This window comes from Megasphaera sp. ASD88 (assembly GCF_002287425.1).
In the GTDB taxonomy this organism is placed as follows: Bacteria; Bacillota; Negativicutes; order Veillonellales; family Megasphaeraceae; genus Megasphaera; species Megasphaera stantonii.
The window spans coordinates 1-23,758 of the sequence record NZ_NQXW01000004.1 but is presented as its reverse complement, the minus strand read 5'-3'; the positions used below and the strand labels follow the sequence as shown (position 1 = coordinate 23,758).

Genomic DNA, 23,758 nt, shown 5'->3' with positions numbered 1-23,758 from the left:
ATTTTAGAAGTATTTATTCCAGACTTTTCTCAATTTGAGAATAGTCGACTTCTACTGGAGTTTCCCGGCCAAACATATCGATAAGGCCTTTGAGGGTTCCTTTTTCCTCATTGATTTCCGTAATGGTCGCAATGAAGTTTTCAAACGGACCGGATGTGATGCGGACCTGTTCGCCTACTTCGACGGAAATATGCGGTTTCGGTTCCGTGTCAAGATTCTGCGATTTCAGAATGCTCTTAACTTCCTCCGGTTCCAAGGGAATAGGCTTCGTCGCCGAGCCTACAAACCCCGTTACGCCCGGGGTGTTGCGGACGACGTACCAGGAACGGTCGTTGACTTCCATTTCGACGAGGACGTAGCCGGGGAAAACCTTGCGTTTCACGGCGCGCTTTTTCCCGTCTTTGCCGACGTCGATTTCTTCCTCCATCGGGACGAGGATGCGGTTAATGACATTTTCCAATCCCATGGATTTAACTTTCCGTTCCAACGTAGCCATTACTTTATTTTCATAACCGGAATACGTATGGATGACATACCATTTTTTTTCAGATTCCATTTAAGCGCAGGCCTCCCTATCCGACAACGGCTCGAAGCAAATTAAACAACTGACCAAAAACGCCGTCGGCCACGCCGATAATCGCCATGACGACGATCGTCGCGACGATGACCATGACCGTGTAGTTTATCAGCTCTCTTCTCGTCGGCCAGATGACCTTTTTCAGTTCCACCTTAACGCCTTGAAAAAATGACTTGCCCGGATTCTTCTTATTCTTTTGTGCTGCTTTTTTTGAAAGTGCCATATAACCTCTCACACCCAAATAAGATTAAGCACATCTTATTCCATCAAAATTATTTCGTTTCTTTATGTACGGTTTGTTTTTTGCAGAACGGGCAATATTTTTTCAATTCCAAACGGTCCGGATTGTTTTTCTTGTTTTTGTTTGTCCGGTAGTTACGCTGTTTGCATTCTGTGCATGCCAATGTAATCGCTGTACGCATTCCCTTACACCTCTCTTAAAAATAGTCTGATACTACGCGCAAACCCAGTGCCTGCGCAAGACTGCCTTTATAAGATACCACACCTGTCAGGCTAAGTCAAGAAAATTTTACTGCAACTTAAAAAAGCTAGGCCTCATGTCGCCTAACTTTGTTTATCATACCATAACAAGGCGAGGCTGTCAAATCGGGCAAGAAAAAAACTACCTTGTTTTCCGGCCAATACAGGAAACGGCTAAGTCGCGTGTATACCGGAAAACAAGGTAGTTCTATTGTTCCAATCACAAAGGAATAACGCCAATGAGAATGGATACAAACAAGATAATTAAGGATACCAGCCAGGCCCAAATAAAGGTATGCTTTTGGTGATCCCCCAAATCAATACCTGTCAGGCCGATGAGCAAGAAGGTTGCCGGCGTCAGCGGCGACAAGGGGAAGCCCAGCGTCATTTGTCCGCAAATAGCGGCTCGGCCTAAATCTACGCCGGATAACCCGACCGTTTCGGCAGCCGTAGCTAATACGGGCAAGACGGCGAAGTAAAAGCTGTCCGGGTCGAACAGCAGGCTTGCCGGCATCGAAATAACGCCTATGACGACGGCGAAATGCGCTGCCAAGGACGGCGGCAGAATCGCCGCCAGCCCTTCGGCCATCGCGTGAAGCATACCCGTGCCCTTCATGATGCCGGTGAAAATACCGGCGGCAAACAAGACGCTTGCCATCATAAGGGCCGATTTTGCATGCATGTCAATGAGCTTGCTCTGCAGCTGCAAATTGGGATAATTGACAATCAAAGCGACGACTAGCGCGATCATGAAGCATCCTACCGGAGGCAGCGTTCCTTTCACCAGAGTTACTACCGTCACGATGATCAGCGCAATGTTAAACCAGAAGCACTTAGGCCGCCGCAGGGCCAGCTCTTCTTCCGACACCTGGCTCACGCTGAGATCCAAATGCTGCAGCGAAGCTCCCAGCCGCCTCCGTTCTTTTACTCCAAACATGACCGCAATAGCCGCGCCAGCCGCCATGCCGGCTGCTATAGGAATTACCATGGGGGAAAACAACTCCGTCACAGGCATTTCCAACGACGCAGCCGCGCGAAGCGTAGGCCCGCCCCAAGGAACAATGTTCATAGTCCCTGCTCCTAGAGCTACAATCGTCGCCAGCACCCGTTTATCCATCTGGAGTTTTTCAAAAACAGGCAGCATAGCCGGAATGACAATTAAAAACGTCGCCGCGCCGGAGCCGTCCAAATGGACTAACAGCGTGATAACAAAGGTGCCGACACAAATTTTTACCGGGTCCGTGCCTACGATGCCCATGATTTTATTGACAATTCGTTCAAAAACTCCGGCGTCGCCCATGATTGTAAAGAACAATACGGCAAATATGAACATCGCGCCTGTAGGAGCTACGATTTTAATCCCGTCCAGCATATACTTGCTCAAGGAACCGCCCTCGCCGATAGCCAGGCAGGCAATAATGGGAATCGCGATTAATGCCGACATAGTAGACAGCTTTTTCGCCATAATGGCGGCCAGCAGCACCAGGATCGTCGCAAAACCAACAATAGCCAGCATAATAGCTCTCCTTTCTTACGGAAAGTACGTATGATTATTTGACAAAATAGGCAATGTCATCTTCTTTCATATTCAATACGTCGCGCAAAACGGACTGCGTGTCCCGGCCCAAGGTAGGCGCTTTTGCGTAACTGTACTCGTCGGCTTCCGTCATTTTGATAGGATTGCCCGTTACTTTCATCGTACCTTCAATAGGATGTTCTATTTCGCAAATCATCTTGCGCGCCTTGGCAATATGTTCGTCTGCAACGACATCCGAAACGTCGTGAATAGGAGCGCAGGGAATGCTGTGAGCCCGCAGAAGTTCAATAATTTCCTTTGCCGTATGCTGTTTTGTCCAGCTCGTCACCATATTGTGAAGAAGGTCTTTTTGATTGGCTCTGTCTTTATTGAGGGCAAACCGAGGGTCTGCCAGCCAGTCCTCATGGCCCGTCGCTTTGCAGAACCGTTCCCAAATCGCATCGTTTCCTACGCCGATGACGACCCATTTGTCAGAGCCTTCAAAGGAATCGTAAGGATAAATAAATTCATAACGGTTCCCGGAACGCTGCGGGATTCGTCCTTCTACCATGTAAATTTCCGTAATGGTTTCCATCGCGCTTACAGAGCAGTCTACCAAGCCAACGTCGACATATTCGCCGTGACCTTGGCTGTTGCGGCCCTGCAAAGCTGCCAAAATGCCAATGCAGCAATTTAATCCGCCCAACACGTCGCCAATCGCCGTACCCGTACGCGTCGGCGGCGAATCGGGCCAGCCGGTAACGCTCATCATGCCGCTCATAGCCTGGGCAATGATGTCGTACCCCGGCAGCAGGCGATAGGGGCCGGTCTGTCCAAATCCGGAAATAGAAGCGAAGACGATATTAGGATTCATCTTCTTAACTTCTTCGTATGAAAAACCCATTTTGGCAATCGTGCCGGGTTTAAAATTTTCTACGAATACATCGGACTTTTTAATCAGTTCCCGCAGTACATCCTTCGCCTTTTCATCGCGCAAGTTCAGTGCAACGCTTTTCTTATTGCGATTGAGGTTCGCGTAATAGGCGCTTATGTTTTTATCAAACGGAGGATAGGCGCGGCTGTCGTCGCCATGTTCCGGCGTTTCTATTTTGATAACTTCTGCGCCCATATCGGCTAACAGCATCGTGCAGTACGGTCCGGAAAGTACACGGGTCAAATCCAATACGCGAATTCCTTCCAACGGTTTTGCCATAGTGGACACCTCCTGTTTATTCGTCGTCGACTTCAATGTACATGCGCAGCAGCGCCGCTTCCATGCATTTGCCCAGCGTGTCGAGGCGCAGGGAGCGCGTCGCGCCGCCGTCCAGGGCATGATGCATGACGAAGTTGAAGCCGTCCAGCTGGGGCAAGTCGTAGCGTACGACGTCGCCGAAAACGAGTCCTTCAAAGTGGCGGCGCACGGCTTCCGCCGTCAGCTGCCGTTCCATGGCCTTATAATACTGAGGCTTGCGGGCGTAAATACAGATATTGGACGTATCGCTCTTATCGCCGCAGCGGCCGTGAGCTATATCTTTCAACTGAACTTTCATGACGTTAAACCTCCTCTACGTGCGTTTCCATCGTAATGGCGTCTCTGGGAATGAGCGTCGGCCACAGGGCGAATACTTCGCTGGGACGGGTACGGCCGCCGAAGAAGCAGCCTTGGGCCGGGCCGTTCAGGTTGCTGACGGCGGCGACTTCCGGCGTCAGTTTCAGGCCTTCTTCCTTCGTTTCCGTCATGATGGCGTAGCGGAGGACGACTTCGTTCAAATCGGCGTCGAGCTCCGGAGCCAGCGGGCCGTGGAGGGCGTTGACGCCTAAATAGCTGATATGGGTGCGGATGGCTTTCAGTCCCTTCATGGCCATGCGCTTGTCCAGAATATTAGCGGCCATCTTGGCTTTATCCAGCGCTCTCGGCCAGCTGTAGGGCAGGTAGGCAATATTGCGGTAGCCTTCGAGGTATCCGACGCAGAGCTTCAAAGTGTCGGGAGCAGGCTTGCCCGTTACGCCGCGGACGGCGACGTGGTCCCGTTCGATTTCTTCCAGCGTAATCTTGCTGAAATCGGCGACGACGTCGGGCGTAATGTATTGCGACGGGTCGTGGATTTCGTACATGAGCTGTTCCTTGACGGACTGGACCGTTACGAGGCCGCCGGTGTTCTTCGTCTTCGTCAGAACGAGGCTGCCCTTTTCGCTGACTTCGACGATGGGATAGCCTAAAAGCTCCGGACGTGGGACGTGTTCCCAGTCGTAGTCGTAGTTTCCGCCTGTAGCCTGGGCGCCGCATTCGCAGAGGTGGCCGGCCAGAATGCCCGTGCCTTGGCGTCCCAGTCGTCGAGCTTCCAGCCGAATTCGTACAGGAGGGGCGCTTCAAACATAGCCGTATCGGTCGAGCGGCCCAGGATGATGATGTCCGCGCCGTCTTCCAGGCATTTGACGATAGGCTCTACGCCGTAATAGACGTTGGCGTTGACCATCTTCGGCAGGATGCCGTCGATATCTTCGCCCGTATCCATGTGCTGCATCTGGACGCCCTGCTCGCGAAGCTGGGGAATCTTTTCCCGCACGTCGTCGCCGAGGACGTAACCGACCTTCAGGTTGTAGCCGCCGGCTTTGACGACTTCCTTTACCTTTTCCACGCAGGCCTTGACGTTCATGCCGCCGGCGTTGGTAATGACCTTCGTCTTCTTTTCCGCCAGGTAGGGCAGCATGCCCTTCAGCGACGTGATGAAATCGCGGGCGTAGCCTGCTTCAGGCCGTTTTTCCTGCTGCCGCCGCATGATGGACAAGGTCAATTCCGCCAGATAATCGCAGCAAATATAATCTACGTTGTCTTCCTTCGCCATGATAATCGGCGCGTCAATCAGGTCTCCCCAAAAGCCCTGGCCGCCGCCGATGCGTATTGTCTTCATAGATGTACCTTCTTTCTGTCATGTAAATGCATGTATTGTCGCGACATGGTGCCATATTCATAATGGCTTCGCTAGTATATATGAAATTTACATGCCACTGACTTCTGTTTTCGCAATACATATTTACAAATTTTATCCACATTCCGCATATCCTACGGCCTGACGGTCTTTTTCACAAGCATCAAACTATTATTTCTAAAAAAACCTTCTGGTGATACGAGTTCAAACTGTATACCAGAAGGATTTTTTGTGTTTACCATGTATATAGTGTTTACTTTATAGACGATTCTTTATCTAATCCGTAGAGCTTCCACTTTTTATAAAAGGTGCGGCGGCTGATTCCCAGCACTTCCATCGCTTTGCTCTTGTTGCCGCCCGTCTCTTTCAGTACTCGCAGGATATAATCCCGTTCCATAGCCTGTATATCTGCTTTCAGTCCGTGCACTGCCTTGGCTGCCGAATATTCCGCTGCGTCCGTCCGTTTTGCCGATGACGAAATCCCCTGCATTTCTTCTGGCAGATGGTTCATCCTGATTTCGCCGCCGCCGCACACAATGACAGCATACTCCATGCAGCTTTCGAGCTGCCGCACGTTGCCCGGCCAGGAATAAGACAAAAAGAACTGCTGCACAGCTGGGGACAGGCGCGCTTTTTTTCCGTACTTCCGCGAAAACTTCTGCAGGAAATGCGCTGCCAGGAGCAGTACGTCTTCGCCCCGCTCCCGCAGAGGCGGAATGACGATCGTAAAGGTATTGAGGCGGAAGTACAAGTCTTCCCGGAACTTCCCATCCCGCACCATCTGCTTCAGGTTGCGATTCGTCGCCGCAATCACCCGGACGTCGACCTTCTGCATCGTGTCGGAGCCGATTTTCTGTATTTCCCCCGACTGCAGGGCCCGCAGCAATTTGGCCTGCATGAACAGCGGCATTTCGCCGATTTCGTCGAGGAAGATGGTGCCGCCGTCGGCCAGCTCAAACTTCCCGGCCTTGCCGCCCTTGGCCGCGCCGGTAAACGAGCCGGCCGTATAGCCGAAGAGCTCGCTTTCCATGAGGCTTTCCGGAATGGCCGAGCAGTTTATGTTGACAAAGGGACGCCGCCGCTTGCCGCTGAGGCGCAGAATCCCGTCGACGACGACTTCCTTGCCTGCGCCGCTTTCCCCTTCTACCAGGACAGTCGCGTCGGTCGGCGCCACGAGCTCCGCCAGCCGCAGGCAGCGCAGGAACTTGGCGCTGTCCCCGACGATATGTGCAAATTCCGGAGGCAGCGTATGGCAGCCGTCGGCGGCGGCCTTGAAGATAGACCGGCTCAGCCGCTGAGCCCGTTCCAGCTCCTGATGGCTGAGGGACAGCTCCGTAATGTCTTCAAAGACCGACACGGCCCCGATGACTTCGCCGCCGTCGAAAATCGGCGTGATGTTGACCAGTATCTGCTTGCCCCGCGTCTTGACTTCTACGGGAAGGCGCGAGCGGGGCTGCCTGTCGCGCAAGGCGTCCAGGATGACGGCGCCCGGCTCGATGACGCTGATCTGCTTGTGCAGCACCTTTTGCCGCTCTACCCGCAGGATGCGCGTATACGCGTCGTTTATGTAAATAATACGGGAATCCTTGTCTACGATAACGATGCCGTCGCTTACGGCGTCCATCGCCGCCAGCATCATAGCCGGCGGCAGCGCCGGCCGAGCAGCTGTCATAGCTTCTGCACCTGCCTTTCCAATCTCGCGGGTTATACGCTTTGCCGAATCGTTCCCTGTTCGATTTCAAATAAATGAATCGTATCGGTTTCTCCGGCCAATTCCTTCTGTACCTCGCCGGCGAGATTTCTCGTCGTCTGGGAACAGGTAAATAAGAAAATCTGTTCTTTCTTGCCTAAATCGGCCAGGAAGTGAATGGCTTCCTTCTGCCGCTGTTCGTCGAAGCGGACGAGAATGTCGTCTAAAATCAGGGGCATCGCCTCGATTTGCTTGGAAAAGGCCATGGCCAGGCTGATGCGTATAGCCAGATAAATCTGATCGCCCAGGCCGCTGCTCCATTGCTTTTCCGGGATGCGCCGCTGCGTGCCGTCGACGGCGTAGAGCTGGCGGCCGTCAAAGCTGGCCTGGAGGGTATAGCGTCCCTGTGTCATGAGGTGGAGGTAGTCGCCGGCCTGGCGGATGACCAAGGGTTGGCGCACCCGTTCGTAATACGACTGGGCCTCGCCGAGCATATACTGGGCGAAGAGACAGGTCAGCCACTCGTTCACCTTGCCGTCCAGCTCGGCCTTGCGGTTTTGTTTTTCCTGCAGAAGCTGGCCGTAGGCGTCGCTTCTGGCCATCTGGCTGAGCCGTTCTATGATGCTGCCCCGTTTTTCGGCGACTTCGGCTAATTTCTTTTCCGCGTCGGCGATTTTCTTTTCGTAATATGCCCGTTCGTCCGTCCAGTTTTTCAGCGTATGGACTTTCAGCTCGTGCCGCAGCTCCGCCAGCTGCTTCGGCGTCTTGGCGATAAGCCGGATATGGGCTTCGGACTGCTCGTATACTTCCTTATACTGCTGGAACTGGCGGAATTTCAGGACCTTGCTGCGGAATTCCCCCGTCGTCTGGGCGCCGGTCAGGGCCAATAAGTCCTGCTGCTGGTTTTGCCGGATTTCCTTGTCCTTCCGCAGCTGGACGAGTTGGGCCTGCCGTTCCTGCTGCTGCTTGTCCTGCTCCCGGGCGACTTCGGCCTGCACGCGGATCGTCTGCCACTGCTTATATACGGCCTCAGTCTGTTCCGGCGTGCCTTCGCCGGCGACGCCTAATTCCCGAAACAGCTGTTCTGCGCTGTCGCGCCACTGGCCCATGCGCCGCAGGAGGTCTTCCTTGCGGACACGCCAGCTTTCGGAGGCCGACACGGCGGCGTGCCACTTGTCCCAGACTTCCTTGGCCTGAGCCAGCTGGCCGACTTCCAAGGAAGCAAATCCGCTGCCGCTGCGCCACGATTCCCAAGCCTTCCGGCTGGCTTCGAGCTTGCCCTGCCAAGCGGCGCCTTTCTTATTCCACTCGTCATAAATAGCGTCGTACATGACCTTCTGTTCTTTTTCCCAGACCGTCTTCGACTCCTGGGTCTTCCAGTCCATGTACTGCATCCTGATTTCATCGAGCTTACGCGACCAGACATCGTCGTCGTCGCTCGCCGCCAGGCCCGCGTTGGCTTCCGCCGCCAAGGCTTCCATCCGCTCCTGCACGGCGGCCAGGCTCTTTTCCAATTCCTCGATTCGCCGGGGGCCCTTGCCGGCCAGCGATTTTTGCTTGGCAAAGGCCGCGACGGCCAGAGCCAGGAACAAGCCGGCTCCGTAGCCGAACAGCTGGTCCATGCCGTATACGAAGACCATCGCCGCCAGCCCGGCAGCGGCGGCCAAACACAGGACCGCCAATACGGCCGGCCCGTGAGATACGCCGCTTCCGTCCGATTTCAGCCACTGCAGCTGTTCGCGCAGCTTCTTCCGCTCCATCAGGCATTCCTGAATGGAAGAAACGGCCTTGCCTACAGCCTGCCATTCCTCCTTGGACGGTTCCCCTTCGGCAGGTGCTTCCGCCTTGTCCGCCGCGACGTTCTTCGGCTTGGCGGCCTGCCACTTTTCCAGCTCCTGCTCGCAGCGAGCCAGTCCGGCCGCCGCAACCTGTCCGCCGGTCCAATCGACGGAAGCGGGAATCGTATCGCCGGTCCATGGCTTCAGCGATTCTGCGCACTGATTTTGCTCAAACTGCCAGTCTATTTCCATATCGGCATGGGCGGCGACTTCTTCCAGTCCCTGCTTCCACTCGCCGACGTGCAGATACAGGTCGTCGAGGTGAGGGCCGCACAGCAGCCAGCTGTTCCATTCCTCGCGGAAGGCCGGCCCTTTAGCCGACAGGGCTTCCAGCTTGCGAATCTGCTCGTCGATTTCCCCAATCTTCGTTTCCAGCTCCGTCCATTTCTGCGCGCCGTCGGCCGGAAACTGGGAGACGTCGGCCAGATCCTGCATGCGCTTGAGCGCGTCCTGTCCCCGCTTGTATACGTCCCAGGCAGCGATAGGCATGGAGATGCGCTCGATTTGCTGCTTCGTTTCTTCGATGCTCAGCCGTATGCGGTTTTCCGTCTCGTGGGTCGCCTGCTCCTTTCCCTGAAGCTGGGCGAACTCGTCTTCGTCGTAGGACAGAGCCCGGATGCGGTTGTCAAATTCGCGCTGCTCCGCCAGCAGGGCGTTGATCGGCTTCTTCCCCTGAGGCGAAGCGACGAGGAGATCGCCCATCTGGCGGATGATGTCCCGCCGCGTCGCGCCCATGCGCACGCCGCCTTCGACGCTGAAAAACTGGCTGCGCACCTTTTCGTTGGATAATATCTTAAAGCCCTGCAAATCTTCCAGGCCCATAGCGAAAATTTTATCGTAGGTCTGCCGGTCCAGGCCGTGCCACCACAAGTCGGCCGGCTCGTCGTGTAGCGTCAGCTGGCCGTCCGTCATATACGATTCTTTTTCCTTCCGATATATGCGGTATTCGCGCCCATCGTCGCGGCGAATATCCATATGGCCGAAAAAGCCTTTCCAATCGCCGCGCAGGTAGCCGAAAAACATGGAGCGCACGTATTTCATCAGCGTCGTCTTGCCGCTTTCGTTATGGCCGTGCATGACGATGAGTCCCGTTTCCGGCGGGTTCCATTCGACATTATGGTAAATGCCGAAATCGTCTAAATTCATCTGTATAATCTTCATAAGTCCTATCCTCTTCCATCTTCCAGCAATTTCTGCATCCCCAGCCACTTGGCTTTTTCAAAGGCTTCCAGCAGCCTGTCGTCAGAAATCGCCTTGCCGTACGCCCCGAGGCGGTCGAATTCGGGCCGTTCCCGCAGGATCTCCCGCAGGGCCTGGACCATCTCTTCCGGCGGCAGGGCGGCCAGCTTGTCGGCGACATTCAAATAATCGCCTACCGTATCGGGCAGCTTGCTCCGTTCCGTCAGGTTGATTTTCGGCCGGGCCATATTGCGCAGCCGTTCCACCATGACGAAGGCGTATTTCCCCTGCTCCTCTTCGCGCCAGCTGTCGATCCAGTACTGCGTCGCTTCGGGATTGTTGATGACCTGGTACATGCTGCCGGCGCCAGTGAAGTTGACTGTCAGGAACGTCGGCTTGCCGATGTCGCGGCGGATTTTTTCCTTGGCGAACCGCACGGCCTCGCGCAGACCCGATACCGACTCAATCGACTCGATGCTGATGTCCGTGCTTTCCCAGCGGACGATGCTCGTATCTAAAAACTCGACCTTCGTCGTCCCGTAGGGGCCGACCTCTACGTAATAACAGCCGTGGGCGCCGGTCTCCGTGCAGTCTAAGCCCTGCGGGCTTCCAGCGTACACGATATAGGGCTTTTCGCTCAATATCTGATGGGCGTGGACATGGCCTAAGGCCCAATAGTCCATGCCGCTCTCTTTCAAATCCGTCAAAGAGCACGGCGCATAGGGAGACGGCCCGCCGATCTGCGTATGGAGCAGGCCGATGGCGTAGCGGTCCCCAGATTCACGGGCAAAGTTCCAGGCCAGGTTGTCCCGCTGTTCCGCCTTGGCGTAGCTCTGGCCGTACACGGCCGCCACTTCCTCGCCGTCGACGACCAGGGGCATGCGCTCTATTTTCTCGGCGCTGAAAATGTGCACGTTCGGCGGAAAGGGAATCCGGGCCTTCCAGGCCTCCAGGGGATCGTGATTGCCCAAGACGGCGAAGACCTGTATATTGTTCTGCGCCAGCTTGTGCAGCAGCCGCACGTAGTCCAGCTGGGCCGTCAAATTGTGCGTCGCGCTCGTATATACGTCGCCGCTGATCAGCACGGCGTGCGCTTTTTTATCAATGGCCAGCTGCACGATTTTCTGAAACGCCCGCATCGGCGCTTTGCCTACGATGCGCTCCCACCGGCTGCCGACAGCGGCGACGTCGTGAAAGGGACTGCCCAAATGTAAATCGCCGCAATGAATAAACCGTAAACTTTTTGCCATGACGCTATCCTTCCTTTTCCGTCCAGGCCCGATGCAGGGCCGCAACGGCCTGTTTCAGGTCCTGACTGGGTATCTTTGAAAACGACAAGAGAAATTCCTTCGTGTCCGCCTGCTCCGGCCGCTCGTAAAAAGACTGCATCGCCAGCACGCGGCATCCCCGCTCTTCTGCCCGGCGGCGCAGCTCGCTTTCGTCGTAAGGGCTCTGCAGGGCGATGTGGCAATATACGCCGGACACGACGCGGCTCACGGAAATGTCCTTCCCGAAGGCCTCCAGCAATAGGCGCTCCATGAGCGCGCCTTTCTCCTGATAATCCTTGCGCAGGCGGCGCACCTGCCGGGCCAGCTCGCCGCTTTGGATATACGCGGCCAGCACGCACTGCTCCGGTACGGAGGCTCCCTGCCGGAACAGACTCCGCCGCTCATTGTACAGCTCCATCAGCTTCGGCGGCAGCACCATATAACTCAGGCGGACAAAAAAAGGAAGCACCTTGGATAAGGCTCCCATGTAAATGACCCGGCCCGACGTATCCAGCCCCTGCAAGGCCGGAATGGGGCGGCCGTAATAGCGGAGCTCGCTGTCATAGTCGTCCTCAATGATGACGCCTTCGCGCTCCTCGGCCCAGCGGAGCAGCTGCCGGCGCATGCCGATGGGCATGACCGTCCCCGTAGGAAATTGGTGCGACGGGCTGACGTACACCAGCGACGCCCCGCTGCGTTCCAAGGCATCCATGTCGAGAATCCCCTGCCGTATCGCTACGGGAACAATACCGTATCCCATGTTGCGGAACAGCTCCCGTCCCAGGCGGAAGCCGGGATTTTCTACGGCAATATCGGAGTGCGCCTCCCGCAGCAGCGACGTCAGCACGCCCAGCAGGGCCGCCGTGCCAGCTCCTACGACAATGCGCTCCGGCGGCGCATAGACGCCGCGCGTCTCATAGACGTAGCGGCTCAGGGCATCCCGCAGATCCGGCACTCCCTGCTCGTCATTGCAGGCCGTCAGGTATGCCGGCTCCGACAGTACCTTATTCATGTGCTTCCGCCAAATTTCCAAGGGAAAGCGCTCCATATCCATGTCGCCGCTTCCAAAATCATATAAGTAGGAGCGGAGCGACGCAGCCGGCGCCGCTTCATCGCCCGGCCCTCCGGCAGCTTCCCGGCTCTGGCCGACGAAGGCCACTTCATACCGCGCCTTATTCCTGCGTAAAATATAGCCTTCGCTCGCCAGCTGATAATAGGCCTTTTCCACGGTCATCTTGCTGACGTTCACCGTCTGGGCCAGCTCGCGGACAGAAGGCAGCTTCATGCCGGCAATCATGCGCTGTCCTTCCACCTCGCGGCGGTAATATCTATAGATTTGTACATAATATGGTATTTTAAGCGTTCTGTCGATTTGCAGCATACGAGACACCTAACTATGATTTGTCATGATTAGTTATATTGTAGCGAAAAACTGGCCTAGTGAAAAGAGCTGACAAACAAAATATCTGTACAAGTTTACAGCGACAAAAAGTATGTATCCCTCTTATTGTTAACCTTTGAATTATCCATAACGGTTGATTTATTGCCGGCAGTTTAGTATACTTACAAAAAACGTTCAAGGAGGTTCATCATGAAAATTGCCGAGCTTTGCTCATACGCTGAAAAGGTATTGTCCGGAGGGGAAATTACGCCGGAAGAAGGAGAACGGCTCATCACCTTGCCCGACACCGACACGCCCCTGCTGCTGGCCCTGGCCGACAAGATCCGCCAGCATTTCTGCGGCGACGCCGTAAGCTGCTGCGCCATCCTTAACAGCCGTTCCGGCAGCTGTCCCGAAGACTGCCGGTTTTGCGCCCAATCGTCTCATTACCAAACGAATATCCAGTCCTATCCGCTGCTGGACAAGGCCGCGATACTGGACGCCGCCAAAAAGGCCAAAGAAAAGGGAGCGTCCCGCTTTTCCATCGTGACCAGCGGGCGCTCCGTCCGGGAAGGAGCCGAATTCGCCGAAATCCTGCGCGCGATTTCCTCTATCCGGGACGCAGGGCTGCAGGCCTGCTGTTCCCTCGGCCTGATTACGGCCTCCCAGGCCAGAGAGCTCAAACGCGCCGGCGTATCTCATTACCACGCCAATATCGAAACGGCTCCGTCATATTTTTCTCATATTTGTTCGACCCATGGGATAGACGACAAAATCCGCCTGATCCGCGCCGTCCAGGACGCAGGGGTCTCCGTCTGCTCCGGCGGCATATTGGGATTGGGCGAATCGCCGCGGCAGCGCGTAGAAATGGCCTTTACGCTGAAACGGCTCGGCATCCGCTCCATTCCCCTGAACATCCTCACGCCCATTCAGGGAACGCCGCTGGCCCATGCGCCGCAGCTTCCGCCCCTTGAAATACTGCGGGCCTTCGCCGTATTCCGCTTCATCCTGCCGCAGGCCCTGATCCGCACTGCCGGCGGCAGGGAAGTAAACCTGCGCTCTCTCCAGCCCTTCGCCCTGACAGGGGGACTCAACGGCCTCATGATCGGCGGCTACTTGACGACGAAGGGAAACGACCAGTCTGCCGATATGGAAATGCTCCGCGATTTAGGCCGGAAGCCGGCCTGCCCGGCTAATGATGGGCAGCCATAGCCGCGGCGATGGCCGCACCGACAGAAGGACCGTCCTTAACCAAAACGGGCGACGCCTCGATCTTTTTCCCTCGGGCAAAGCCGGCCTGGCAGATGTGCAGGGCGTCTTCCAGCATGAATAAGCTGCCCCGCACATGCTCTAGGACGCTGCCTTCTACGGCGATGGTCTGGGCGGGAATCGCGCCGTCGGGATACAAATGGCGGAGCACGCCGAAGCAGGACGCCCCCGTCAGCTGGGCCGAACGCACGAAGACCGCCGCACCGATGCTGCGCAGGGGCTTGACGTCCTGCAGGGCGACGATCCGCTTCCACACGCGCCCCATGAGCAGCCGCCCTTCGGCCAGGCTGTCGTTCGCCACGATATGATTCATCGCCTCCGTCGTAAAGGGCGGCATGGATTCGGCCTCCAAATACTCCATGGCGACGCGGCGGTATATTTCGCTCAGATAGGCGCCGCTGACCATCTTTTCCAGCTGATGGTATCCCGGCTGCTGCGACGCTTCGTCTACGGCAATATCCCAGTTCGTCCGGGCCATGCCGTCGTATCCGCCGGCTTCCAGGCTCACGATCATATCCCAGCGCGGCTCGTAATAGCACATATTGAAGCCCGTCCCACAGATGATGCCGACCTGAGACTGGCCGTGCTGATATCCCGCCGCCAGCAGCAATGCCGTCGTATCGTTGAGCAGCGCGACGGGAATGATGTCGTCCAGGCCCTTTCGCACCAAGGCCTGGCGAAGCATGTCGTTGACCATGCGGCCTTCGGCTCCGGCGACGGTAATTTCCTTCGACCACTGCAGAAACCGGGCGTCGCCGACGTCGTGCTGCGCCACGCCGAAGGAAAAGGTATGGCCCAAATAGAAGGGCTTATTGCCGCCGGCCGCTTCGCCGACGAGATCGGCAATGAAATCGAACAATTCGTCCGCCGTCGTCTGATCCGTCATATAATTGTATTCTCCGTTCTTCTTCAAGGGACGGGAAATCTTTTTCTCCACGATAAAGCAATGGTGTCCCAGCAGGCGAATCCGGGAGACGCGCACATTCGTGCCGCCGAAGTCGAGAGCCAGGTAGGTCCCCTGCTCCCTGCCCGTCGGCAGGGACAAATACGACTTAACAGCTTGAAGCGATGAAGGCTGTCCAGCCAGGACGCGCTCTATTTCAGCGGAAAACTGCTGGGAAAACTGCAGCAGCCGCTCGTTGCTCCAATAAAAGCACTGGGCTATATTCATCCAATCGGTCACTTCACGACTCATACGGTATTCCTCCTCGTTCATGCAAATCCGCGTTGTACACTCTTATTGTACCATATATATCCATAACCAGCCCCGTATTTTGCATGAATTCAGAAAAAATTCCGCATACCTATACCCTGCGGCCAGATTACCTCGAGCCGCCGTCTTCGCGCAGCGCGTCGGCCATGCGGCACATGCGGGCAATCGGCTTGACATCGTGGACCCGCATGATCGCGCAGCCTGCCAACACGCCGGCGACGCAGGCCGCGCCCGTCCCTTCCATCCGCTCTTCTGCCGGCAAGTCGAGGACTTCGCCGATGAACCGCTTGCGGCTGGGGCCGAGGAGCATCGGATACGGCAGGGCCGTCAGTTCGCGCAAATGCTTCATGACGTATATGTTTTGGGCAAAGGTCTTGCCAAAGCCGATGCCCGGGTCGAAGATGAGCTTGCTCTGCGCAAGTCCCGCTTCGGCAGCCAGAGCAGCCGTACGGGAAAAAAAGGCCTTCATATCACCAATTATATCGGTATACTCCGTGCCGTTTTGATTGTGCATTGCCACGACCGGCACATTCTTGGCCGCAGCGACGGCCGCCATCCGTCCGGGCTCCGCCTCATACTGGAGCCCCCAAATATCGTTGATGATATGGACTCCCATTTCCAGGGCATAGGCAGCTGTTTCCGCCTTGTACGTATCGACGGAAATAGGCACGGGGCAGGCAGCAGCCAGCTTCGGCAAGATACCGCGAAGCCGCTCGATTTCTTCCTCCGCCGTAATCGCCTGATGACCTGGGCGCGTAGATTCAGCGCCGATATCAATGATGTCCGCCCCGTCAGCAACCATCTCTTCCATATGACGCAGAGCTTCGTCTGTGCGGTTCCATTTGCCGCCGTCGGAAAACGAGTCGGGCGTATAGTTCAATATGCCCATGATCAGCGTCTTTTCTCCTATCGTCAGCGTCTTTCCGTCCTTCCATGCATAACGGCGAATTTCTTTTTTCATTCGTATCTCCCTCCCATACTAAAAAAGGATAACGAAGGGCATGGCGTCCATGCCGCAGTCGTTATCCTTCATCGGTTCGTAACCTGCGTAAAACCGTTTCTATTATATCAGGCAGTGCGCCGCAAGGCAACTGCTACAAGGCCCCTTTAATCGAGGCGACGGCCCCGTTGATTGCCCGCTGGTACAAGATGCAGTCCATGGACAAGGCCACGCTGTCAAATCCCTCGGAAAAACGTTTCACCGCCGCATCTTCCGAATCGGCGTAGATGATGCAGAACTTACCGGCACGCTGTACCGCTTCCAGCACCCGCTTCAAGGCGGCGGCAAATTCCGGCCGGTCAAACTGCGCCGGTGCCCCCATGGCAACGGACAAATCATAAGGACCGACAAAGATTCCGTCGACGCCATCTACGGCAGCAATCTCTTCAATAGCCTCCAGACAGCCCATCGTTTCGCACTGCGGAATCAGCAGCTGCGACGTATTGCATCGGTCGAAATACTCCTGCACGCTCCCTTTCGCGTCGTCCGAGCAGCCGTACAGCGAATTGCGCGTAGGCGCGAATCCCCGGCTGCCGACGGGATAATATTTTCCATATTCGACGATGCGCCGCACCTCGTCGACGCTCTGCACCTGCGGGATAATCAAACCCTTTGCGCCGACGTCGAGCATTCGCAGAATGGAATTGCGCTGACTGTCTTTCACCCGCACAAAGGGAGCCGCCGTGCCGGCGCCTTCGGCCGCCCGGATGATATCGGCGGCCTGAAGCACGTCATAGGGGCCGTGCTCGCCGTCAATCACAAAATAATCCAACTCCGTCAGAGCGATCATTTCTCCGACGGCCGGCCCGCCCATTTCAAAAAATGTCCCGACTGAAGGCTCACCGCTGCGGAACTTGTCTAAAAATCGATTTTTCATCTCTAATCCCTCCCCGATGCTGCGCTGACATCAACTTTGGTATCTTTAACTCTTATAATATAGAATTCAAATTCATTGTGCAAGATAATCGTGTTCTTTTATTATTTTCGAATACATATATTTTTACTTTTCATGCAATGAATTAGTTTCATTAATTCATATAAATTTCTCGTTTATCAGAAGGAATCCTTTCATCACTATAGAAATTTGTATATATGCTGAAACGCAGCACATCGTCTATTACGAAGGGAGGGCTTTATATGATGAAATTATGGGAATTCGTCAACGAATTAAAATCTCCGGCATACTGCTGGGTAGATTTAACGCATGAACTAAGTCCTGCGACGCCCCATTGGTACGGCTTCGGCGATTTGACCACTGAAGTCATTTACGATTTTAGTCCCGACTGCATTTTTCACTCCGACAAATATACCATTCCTGCCGGCCAATTCGGCACCCACGTCGACGCCCCGGGCCACTTCGTTCAAGGAGCGCGTACGCTGGACCAAATGACGCTGAAGGAAATGGTATATCCTCTCGTCGTCATCGATAAATCGGCAGCCTGTGCAGCAGACGCCGACTACGAGCTGACCATTGCCGACCTTCGGGAATGGGAGCAGGAGCACGGCCCCATTCCCGAAGGCGCCTTTGTTGCCTTCCGGTCCGACTGGTCCAAGCGGCCAGACATGAACAACTACGATGAAAACAATCAGCCCCATTATCCCGGCTGGAAGCTGGACGCGCTGCATTGGCTCGTCGAAGAACGCCATATCGGCGCAATTGGACACGAAACAGCTGACACGGACGCCCCGGGAGCCAATGTCAACTTTGCCGGCGAAATCTATATCTTAGAAACAGACAGGCTGCAAGTCGAACTCATGACCAACCTCGACGCTCTTCCTCCGACAGGAGCCATCATCTTCGTCACCTTCCCCAAGGTAAAAAACGGCGTCGGCTTCCCGGCACGGGTCTTCGCCGTCTACCTAAAAGAATAACGTTAGCAGAAAAAGAAATGGTTCCGGCCATTTCTTTTTTTTGCTCTCTTACAATATTTGCTGACAGCCCTTCACACAAATTCAAATTATTTCAAAAAAAGTATTGACAAAACATCCATCTCCGCATATAATAACAGAGTACTCGCCACTATAGCTCAGCTGGCAGAGCATCTCATTCGTAATGAGAGGGTCGTAGGTTCGAATCCTATTAGTGGCTCCAGAAAACATGCGGGTTCCCAGAATCGGGAACCCGTTTTTTGTGCAAAAATCTCCATTCTGGACCTTATTTGGACCTTATGACAAAACGCTTTATATATTCTGCGCCTTTTTCAAGAAGTCGTCCATTTTATCTGCCGCCATTTTATCTATAGACTGCAACGTATCTGCGTAAATATTAGCCGTCGTTCGAATATCGGCATGACCTAATCGGCTGCTGACATTTTTCAGCGGAACGCCTTGCGCAATTAAAACAGTCGCTGACAGATGCCGTAACGAATGGAAAGACATATGCGGCAAGCCTTTTCGTTTCAAAAATCGTGAAAACCATAAAGACGGAGTTCCCGGGTACATCGCAGCTCCGTTCCATGCCGCAAACACCCAATCTTCGTCATGCCATTGATTTGCAAGTCGCATTTTTTGCCGCAATTGCCAGGCATGATACCGCTTTAACAACTGCACGCTGCTGTCTGACAATGTAATACACCGTTCCGATTCTTCCGTTTTAGGAGATTTACTAAACGTCCCACGTCCGGCAATCGCCTGATTACTTCGCCTGACAGCAAGCTTTTTCTCCTCCAGATCAATGTCTTGCCATTTTAGCCCGACCAGCTCTCCGCGCCGCAATCCCGTATCAATAGCCAACAGAATAATCGTCCTGTATTTTAACGGTTCTTCATTTAACTCCGCCAACATGTGTTTAATTTCCCCTTCAGAGGGCAATTTAACTTTAGAGCGCTTGCTGCGGGGTCGTTTTACTTTTGTACAGGGGTTGATGTCGATAACTTGCCACTCCACGGCGTCCTGCAACATAGAGGACAATACGCGAAAACAATATTTTATCGTCTGATCCGATATAGAACCGCCTTGGGAATCAAAGCGTTTCCGCGACTCCTTTAAGCCGTTGAGAAATTGAAGAATGTGGGCTGGTTTAAGCTGCCGGATATCCATATGCCCCAATGCCGGCAATATGCGTTTTTCCAAATGGTTTTTATAACTTTCCTGCGTTTTCGGCGCTAATTCTTTTTTGCAATACAGCTCATACCATTGCTTGGCAAATTCGTATACTTTGCATTTTCCCGTATGGCTTATACCGCCATTTAAGACTTTCGCTGCAAACAACGTATACTGCCGTTCTGCCTCCCTGTCGCTGGACGCTTTGATAGTTTTATATTTTATGATTTGACGCCCATATCGATCATACCCTTGGCATACGGATAAGCGGTATGTATTTTTACTCCTTTTTTCAATCTTCCTTGGCATTACTCTATTCCTCCTTTTATGCAAACCGGCTGCCCCATGTAAAAAGGACAGCCGGCTTTTTTACCACAAACGGTTAATTCAACGTAAATGGCGTTTGTTCCGATCCAGGCAAGATTTGGCGATTTCGTTCGCATTCCTGACGAATCCAGTCTATAACGGCCTCTAAGCAGTAAAACACTCGCCGCTCTGTCCGAAAATATGGAAGCCCACGTTTTAAACGCAGCGATCGTATTGTCCAGCGCGGCAGATGTAGGTACTCTGCGAGGTCTGCTTCCGACAGGATATGAATGTTCGGGACGTTTTCTTGATTTTTTTCATTCTTATTATTCATTACGATTTTATCCATTTTTATTTTTCCTCCTTAATTCCCTTCAAGTACAGGCAACGTCTTAAACGGGCCAACGATTTGGCAATTTGTGTTCATCCATGCAAGATAGGGAAGTTCATACAAAGTATTTAGTCCCATCATCTGCACAATCGGTACCTTATCCGTCTGGATGTAAGCACTCATCGGATATATCATCCTCAAGTAATACTGGTTAATAAAAGATAGCGCCTCTGCATGTGTTCCAACTTCTCGTATATTCCCGTTTGGATATTGTTGCAGGAAGCTTACTACATAATCAGCATTCGTAAAAATTCCGGCATACTTCTGGCTGATAGAACAAAAGTATCGGTCATACCCAACCGCGCTTGGCAGCATAGTAGGATCTGTAAACACAGAATTGTACATCATATCTTCCAATCTTGGCAGAATCGGCATATACCACGGATAGGTAAGCTTACGTGCAGTATGCCTCCTGCACCCTTCACAGTAGGCAGCTTCCTTTGAAGGAAACGGCAATATGCTTATGCCTGAATAATTGCTTATTACATGATGCATCCCTTCAAGTGGTTCAAGGGCAAATCCATTTTCAAACATCACTAAATACGTATTCATTTACTTTTCCTCCTCTGCTAGAAGTTTTTCAACTTTTTCTACATACAATACTAACATTCGCTTTCGCGTGCCTTTCTTCGCCCGACAGGTATATTCTGCACTTTGCCCGCTACTGCCCAATTTCCCCCGGGATAAGTTCTTTTCGAGCAGCAGCTCCTTAACACGTTTGATACTAGTAAGCCAGCGTTCATTAATAGTACGGTAATATTGGCATACAACCTGATATGCCACTTCTGGCCTGAGCCAAATAGTGCCCGTGTGTGTTTCATAGAAACCAATAAATTGTGCTTCATTATCTGCATAGACATCTTCCGATTCTGCAACCATGGCTGCTTTCGTCGTATCTAATGATTCCCAAAGAGCACGAAGGAACCGAACTTCCGGCTTAGCTTCACTAGTATAATCCTGAGTGATTCGTATAATATTAACAACATTTTGATGTAATAAGGCAGATAATTGCTGCACTTCCTCATCTCCGCATCCGCACCAACGAGCATAGGCTGCAACAATGTCACATTCCAACCGCAAGACAGCTGCTGCATCAATGAGCCGAGGCTCATCAAAATATTCCGCATAGCCGTCCCGATACGCATAGAACGCCTCTTTGCGGTATGAAACGACCTCTTCGCCTTTCTCCTTTAAGAATTTTAAATATTGTGCGGTGTACTCGGCCCAAATGTTCTTTATTTGAAACTCCCTTAGTACCCGTCCATCGAAGGTCCCTTGTTCTACAGGTATAATGAGCATACGCAGTTGGCTGGATGCGCCTAAATCTAACCCTTCCTCGCCTGTCAGGATCACGACGGAACGGACAGTGTTCTGCGTAATTTTACTGAAATCACTGACATCGCTCTTACTGGGAAACGTTCCGTCTCCGACCGCTCTAATAACAGCTTCTGCCGAACTTAACGATTTTCTGCGCAAATCTGATTCAGTATTGGAGAAATCGTCCACACAGACAACGGTATCACGAAGATAGGTTATCGTCTTTTGCGTACTGGCCAGAGTAGAATTGAGCCGCATAACCGCTTTATCCCTGTCCGTATTAAACACGTCGGAAATAATCCGTACAACAGAAGTTTTTAGCAGCCCTGTTCCGCCTTGCACGAAAAAAGTGCTCTGAAAACGGATGCCAGCCTTTTTCAGCCAAAACAGCGTATACGCAAGATGAGACGCTAAGTACAGCACGCAAATCTGCGGGTTTCTGTTGCCAATATCAAGAAACCGCCTGCCTATATGAAAGACGGCATAGGAATTGCTTAATGTCTTTGGTATAGCATGATTTCTGTAGAAGTCATCCTTCCCAACGACATAGTGAGCGCCGCCATCCCAACAAATCCAACCCGACAGTTTGGCTTCACGATAGACTGTTAAATTATCCGCACTTCTGGCGAATACGTCGGCCAAGTACTCTTCCAATGCCTGCCCTTGTCCCATGACGCAGACATCTGGAAACTTCCGTCGTATCTGTTGGTAAACGTCCTTATACTCAGTCCATGGGACTTCGATAGTCCGACTTCCCTCCTTCCAGGCTTTACATTGAACTTCGCAGCACAAATACCGAACATAATCATCGTCCGTTTCCCAACGCTCTTTGATTCCGACAACACGGAGCGTTGCATTCGTGATAGAAACAACATTGCCGTTTTTAGATTTCGCTAAAACCGTCTTATCCTGTTCTACATACATTCTTCCTTCCAATGCATAGGAACTGGCAGCATTCTCAGGCTGATTTCGTGCAACTTCCCAAATTTCTCCGTTAGGTACTACTTTACACAGAGGAATGGAACTACACGTTGCAGGTATGGGTTTACCCAAAACATTAGGTATACTCTCGCTTTTAACAGACGGCAAAAGAATTGGCTCGCCTTCTTCACAACAAGGGACACCGAATACAATAAGCTTGACAGGTTGCATGGTCATCAATCCTTTCCATATTGAATTTTGAGATTTAAAAAAACTAAATTTAACTGGTCATCGCGCATCACCTCTATTCTTTGTATGATTAAATTATAATAACTTTTGGTCTTTTTTTACTATTAAAAAAACTAGATTTATTTTTTTCAAAATAATCATGTTTTTTTCTACCACTAAACACAAAATACATTTAAAGAGAATAGAATAAATTGCGTAAATTATGCCAAATATTTGTTTTTTTCAAATTTTATTCCCAATATACAACTTGTTTATTTTAAATGATATAATAAATAAAAAACAAGTTATATAGGAGTGATTTTATGAATAATATTTTTGTATCTCTTGATTATAAAAAGCTTTCTACATTTGATCCTTCGTGGGAAGATCAGATCAGTCAGTTTTTTTGTAACCAAAATACAGAAATGCCAAGTAAAACATTCTGGAGGCTTATACTAGATATACTAAAAAAGGAAGGTATCAGTAATAAAAATACCCTTCTAGAAAAACTTGCCCGTTCATTACTTACGCTCTTTTTAGAAGCAGACTATATAGATCCATCACGATATTCCAGATTAATATCACCAAACGATATATCATTAACCCCAATATCAAAAAATATTTTCAATATATTTTCTGTAAATAATACAAAAAATACTAATTATATTAATGAACTGATAGATTTTCTAATGCTTTCATACGGCTATTCCTCAACGATTACACAAAAACCGATACATACTACAAATAAAATTCTATTAAAATATCAACAAGTGATGAGGATGAAAAAAAAGGAAAATCCCAATGTACTAATTGCAGATACAGCCGATACTAATATTTTTTATGACACATTGCGAAGAATAAAAAAACAAGATCCTCACATCCTTTCACCCTTTATTACCACACCTCCTAAGAAAAGAATTCCCATAGAATTAGAATCAGGGTTAGATATTGAAATCGTATCTAATTTATTAAGATATAGCAATGGAAGTAAAAATCCATTTATCTCTAATTCTAATAAAACCTTTAAAATGAAAAGTTTTTTAAATTCCGTAAAAAAAATCAGTTTTAACGACATATTTTTAGACGGCGAATTTACAATACAAGTGCAACACCTATAAAAAATGACACATAGGTTTCTGATATAATAATGCTACCAAACAAAATCTATATCTCGGAGGAAACCTATGTGCCACTATCATCATCTTACTCTAT

General features: G+C 52.0%; 20 protein-coding genes, 1 tRNA gene and 1 pseudogene. 4 read left to right on the top strand and 18 right to left on the bottom strand.

What is annotated here, in order from left to right; translation table 11 throughout:
* Positions 1–13: 13 nt before the first annotated feature.
* From nusG to CJ260_RS03995, 11 genes and pseudogenes are all read right to left on the bottom strand, one after another.
* Positions 14–556: a transcription termination/antitermination protein NusG gene (nusG, locus tag CJ260_RS04045; protein WP_087477289.1), complete on the bottom strand. Its 543-nt coding sequence runs from the start codon at positions 554–556 to the stop codon at positions 14–16.
* A 16-nt stretch (positions 557–572) separates the two neighbouring features.
* Complete coding sequence (gene secE, locus CJ260_RS04040) at positions 573–800, bottom strand: preprotein translocase subunit SecE (RefSeq protein WP_087477288.1); 228 nt, start codon at positions 798–800, stop codon at positions 573–575.
* A 49-nt stretch (positions 801–849) separates the two neighbouring features.
* Complete coding sequence (gene rpmG / locus CJ260_RS04035) at positions 850–999, bottom strand: 50S ribosomal protein L33 (RefSeq protein WP_087477287.1); 150 nt, start codon at positions 997–999, stop codon at positions 850–852.
* Positions 1,000–1,277: 278 nt separating this feature from the next.
* Positions 1,278–2,573, bottom strand: a complete 1,296-nt coding sequence (locus CJ260_RS04030) for a CitMHS family transporter (RefSeq protein ID WP_095629269.1) — start codon at positions 2,571–2,573, stop codon at positions 1,278–1,280.
* A gap of 34 nt (positions 2,574–2,607) precedes the next feature.
* The gene (locus tag CJ260_RS04025; RefSeq protein WP_095629268.1) at positions 2,608–3,786 is read right to left on the bottom strand and encodes a CaiB/BaiF CoA-transferase family protein; all 1,179 of its coding nucleotides are present in this window, start codon (positions 3,784–3,786) and stop codon (positions 2,608–2,610) included.
* A gap of 16 nt (positions 3,787–3,802) precedes the next feature.
* Positions 3,803–4,123, bottom strand: a complete 321-nt coding sequence (locus tag CJ260_RS04020) for a hypothetical protein (protein WP_087477283.1) — start codon at positions 4,121–4,123, stop codon at positions 3,803–3,805.
* A gap of 4 nt (positions 4,124–4,127) precedes the next feature.
* Positions 4,128–5,419: pseudogene (locus tag CJ260_RS13100) on the bottom strand (acyclic terpene utilization AtuA family protein).
* Positions 5,420–5,756: 337 nt separating this feature from the next.
* Positions 5,757–7,175 (bottom strand): sigma-54-dependent Fis family transcriptional regulator, encoded by a 1,419-nt coding sequence (locus CJ260_RS04010; protein ID WP_095629267.1) that lies wholly within the window; start codon positions 7,173–7,175, stop codon positions 5,757–5,759.
* 32 nt (positions 7,176–7,207) lie between these two features.
* Positions 7,208–10,192: an AAA family ATPase gene (locus CJ260_RS04005; RefSeq protein ID WP_095629266.1), complete on the bottom strand. Its 2,985-nt coding sequence runs from the start codon at positions 10,190–10,192 to the stop codon at positions 7,208–7,210.
* A gap of 5 nt (positions 10,193–10,197) precedes the next feature.
* Positions 10,198–11,460, bottom strand: a complete 1,263-nt coding sequence (locus tag CJ260_RS04000) for a DNA repair exonuclease (protein ID WP_095629265.1) — start codon at positions 11,458–11,460, stop codon at positions 10,198–10,200.
* A 4-nt stretch (positions 11,461–11,464) separates the two neighbouring features.
* The gene (locus tag CJ260_RS03995) at positions 11,465–12,859 is read right to left on the bottom strand and encodes a PLP-dependent aminotransferase family protein (protein WP_095629264.1); all 1,395 of its coding nucleotides are present in this window, start codon (positions 12,857–12,859) and stop codon (positions 11,465–11,467) included.
* A 210-nt stretch (positions 12,860–13,069) separates the two neighbouring features.
* Here CJ260_RS03995 and bioB point away from each other — a divergent pair, with 210 nt between their 5' ends.
* Positions 13,070–14,071 (top strand): biotin synthase BioB, encoded by a 1,002-nt coding sequence (gene bioB, locus CJ260_RS03990; RefSeq protein ID WP_087477277.1) that lies wholly within the window; start codon positions 13,070–13,072, stop codon positions 14,069–14,071.
* On the opposite strand, the gene CJ260_RS03985 is transcribed toward bioB, so the two are convergent.
* The 3 genes from CJ260_RS03985 to CJ260_RS03975 all read right to left on the bottom strand — a co-directional run bounded on the left by CJ260_RS03985 (position 14,052) and on the right by CJ260_RS03975 (position 17,218).
* Positions 14,052–15,323, bottom strand: a complete 1,272-nt coding sequence (locus CJ260_RS03985) for a hexokinase (RefSeq protein ID WP_095629263.1) — start codon at positions 15,321–15,323, stop codon at positions 14,052–14,054. The genes bioB and CJ260_RS03985 overlap by 20 nt on opposite strands.
* Positions 15,324–15,450: 127 nt before the next feature.
* Entirely contained in the window at positions 15,451–16,302 is an 852-nt protein-coding gene (folP, locus tag CJ260_RS03980; RefSeq protein ID WP_095629262.1) for a dihydropteroate synthase, read from the bottom strand.
* A 133-nt stretch (positions 16,303–16,435) separates the two neighbouring features.
* Complete coding sequence (locus CJ260_RS03975; RefSeq protein WP_095629261.1) at positions 16,436–17,218, bottom strand: HpcH/HpaI aldolase/citrate lyase family protein; 783 nt, start codon at positions 17,216–17,218, stop codon at positions 16,436–16,438.
* 260 nt (positions 17,219–17,478) lie between these two features.
* Between CJ260_RS03975 and CJ260_RS03970 the strand changes: the two genes are divergently transcribed.
* Together CJ260_RS03970 and CJ260_RS03965 are read left to right on the top strand one after the other, a co-directional pair.
* Positions 17,479–18,213: a cyclase family protein gene (locus tag CJ260_RS03970; RefSeq protein ID WP_198947388.1), complete on the top strand. Its 735-nt coding sequence runs from the start codon at positions 17,479–17,481 to the stop codon at positions 18,211–18,213.
* A gap of 144 nt (positions 18,214–18,357) precedes the next feature.
* Positions 18,358–18,433: transfer RNA gene (locus CJ260_RS03965), tRNA-Thr, on the top strand.
* An 89-nt stretch (positions 18,434–18,522) separates the two neighbouring features.
* Here the strand turns inward: CJ260_RS03965 and xerC are convergent.
* From xerC to CJ260_RS03945, 4 genes are all read right to left on the bottom strand, one after another.
* Positions 18,523–19,692 carry a tyrosine recombinase XerC gene (gene xerC / locus CJ260_RS03960; protein WP_095629260.1) on the bottom strand — a complete coding sequence of 390 codons (1,170 nt, stop codon included), beginning with the start codon at positions 19,690–19,692 and terminating at the stop codon, positions 18,523–18,525.
* A gap of 73 nt (positions 19,693–19,765) precedes the next feature.
* A complete protein-coding gene (locus CJ260_RS03955; RefSeq protein ID WP_095629259.1) occupies positions 19,766–20,038 on the bottom strand; it encodes a helix-turn-helix domain-containing protein in 273 nt (90 codons plus the stop codon).
* A gap of 15 nt (positions 20,039–20,053) precedes the next feature.
* The gene (locus CJ260_RS03950; RefSeq protein WP_095629258.1) at positions 20,054–20,632 is read right to left on the bottom strand and encodes a hypothetical protein; all 579 of its coding nucleotides are present in this window, start codon (positions 20,630–20,632) and stop codon (positions 20,054–20,056) included.
* Complete coding sequence (locus CJ260_RS03945; protein WP_095629257.1) at positions 20,633–22,549, bottom strand: hypothetical protein; 1,917 nt, start codon at positions 22,547–22,549, stop codon at positions 20,633–20,635.
* A gap of 320 nt (positions 22,550–22,869) precedes the next feature.
* On the opposite strand from CJ260_RS03945, the gene CJ260_RS03940 reads away from it, so the two are divergent.
* Positions 22,870–23,664, top strand: a complete 795-nt coding sequence (locus CJ260_RS03940; RefSeq protein WP_095629256.1) for a hypothetical protein — start codon at positions 22,870–22,872, stop codon at positions 23,662–23,664.
* Positions 23,665–23,758 lie beyond the last annotated feature (94 nt).

What these genes read in the sequence shown, in the direction of transcription:
- CJ260_RS03940 (WP_095629256.1), top strand. Translation starts at nt 22,870, where the DNA reads ATGAATAATATTTTTGTATCTCTTGATTATAAAAAGCTTTCTACATTT.
- CJ260_RS03970 (WP_198947388.1), top strand. Translation starts at nt 17,479, where the DNA reads ATGATGAAATTATGGGAATTCGTCAACGAATTAAAATCTCCGGCATAC.
- CJ260_RS04030 (WP_095629269.1), bottom strand. Translation starts at nt 2,573, where the DNA reads ATGCTGGCTATTGTTGGTTTTGCGACGATCCTGGTGCTGCTGGCCGCC.
- CJ260_RS03955 (WP_095629259.1), bottom strand. Translation starts at nt 20,038, where the DNA reads ATGGATAAAATCGTAATGAATAATAAGAATGAAAAAAATCAAGAAAAC.
- rpmG (WP_087477287.1), bottom strand. Translation starts at nt 999, where the DNA reads ATGCGTACAGCGATTACATTGGCATGCACAGAATGCAAACAGCGTAAC.
- xerC (WP_095629260.1), bottom strand. Translation starts at nt 19,692, where the DNA reads ATGCCAAGGAAGATTGAAAAAAGGAGTAAAAATACATACCGCTTATCC.
- CJ260_RS03945 (WP_095629257.1), bottom strand. Translation starts at nt 22,549, where the DNA reads ATGCAACCTGTCAAGCTTATTGTATTCGGTGTCCCTTGTTGTGAAGAA.
- CJ260_RS04020 (WP_087477283.1), bottom strand. Translation starts at nt 4,123, where the DNA reads ATGAAAGTTCAGTTGAAAGATATAGCTCACGGCCGCTGCGGCGATAAG.
- folP (WP_095629262.1), bottom strand. Translation starts at nt 16,302, where the DNA reads ATGAAAAAAGAAATTCGCCGTTATGCATGGAAGGACGGAAAGACGCTG.
- CJ260_RS04025 (WP_095629268.1), bottom strand. Translation starts at nt 3,786, where the DNA reads ATGGCAAAACCGTTGGAAGGAATTCGCGTATTGGATTTGACCCGTGTA.
- secE (WP_087477288.1), bottom strand. Translation starts at nt 800, where the DNA reads ATGGCACTTTCAAAAAAAGCAGCACAAAAGAATAAGAAGAATCCGGGC.
- CJ260_RS03995 (WP_095629264.1), bottom strand. Translation starts at nt 12,859, where the DNA reads ATGCTGCAAATCGACAGAACGCTTAAAATACCATATTATGTACAAATC.
- CJ260_RS03950 (WP_095629258.1), bottom strand. Translation starts at nt 20,632, where the DNA reads ATGAATACGTATTTAGTGATGTTTGAAAATGGATTTGCCCTTGAACCA.
- CJ260_RS04005 (WP_095629266.1), bottom strand. Translation starts at nt 10,192, where the DNA reads ATGAAGATTATACAGATGAATTTAGACGATTTCGGCATTTACCATAAT.
- CJ260_RS03975 (WP_095629261.1), bottom strand. Translation starts at nt 17,218, where the DNA reads ATGAAAAATCGATTTTTAGACAAGTTCCGCAGCGGTGAGCCTTCAGTC.
- nusG (WP_087477289.1), bottom strand. Translation starts at nt 556, where the DNA reads ATGGAATCTGAAAAAAAATGGTATGTCATCCATACGTATTCCGGTTAT.
- bioB (WP_087477277.1), top strand. Translation starts at nt 13,070, where the DNA reads ATGAAAATTGCCGAGCTTTGCTCATACGCTGAAAAGGTATTGTCCGGA.
- CJ260_RS04010 (WP_095629267.1), bottom strand. Translation starts at nt 7,175, where the DNA reads ATGACAGCTGCTCGGCCGGCGCTGCCGCCGGCTATGATGCTGGCGGCG.
- CJ260_RS04000 (WP_095629265.1), bottom strand. Translation starts at nt 11,460, where the DNA reads ATGGCAAAAAGTTTACGGTTTATTCATTGCGGCGATTTACATTTGGGC.
- CJ260_RS03985 (WP_095629263.1), bottom strand. Translation starts at nt 15,323, where the DNA reads ATGAGTCGTGAAGTGACCGATTGGATGAATATAGCCCAGTGCTTTTAT.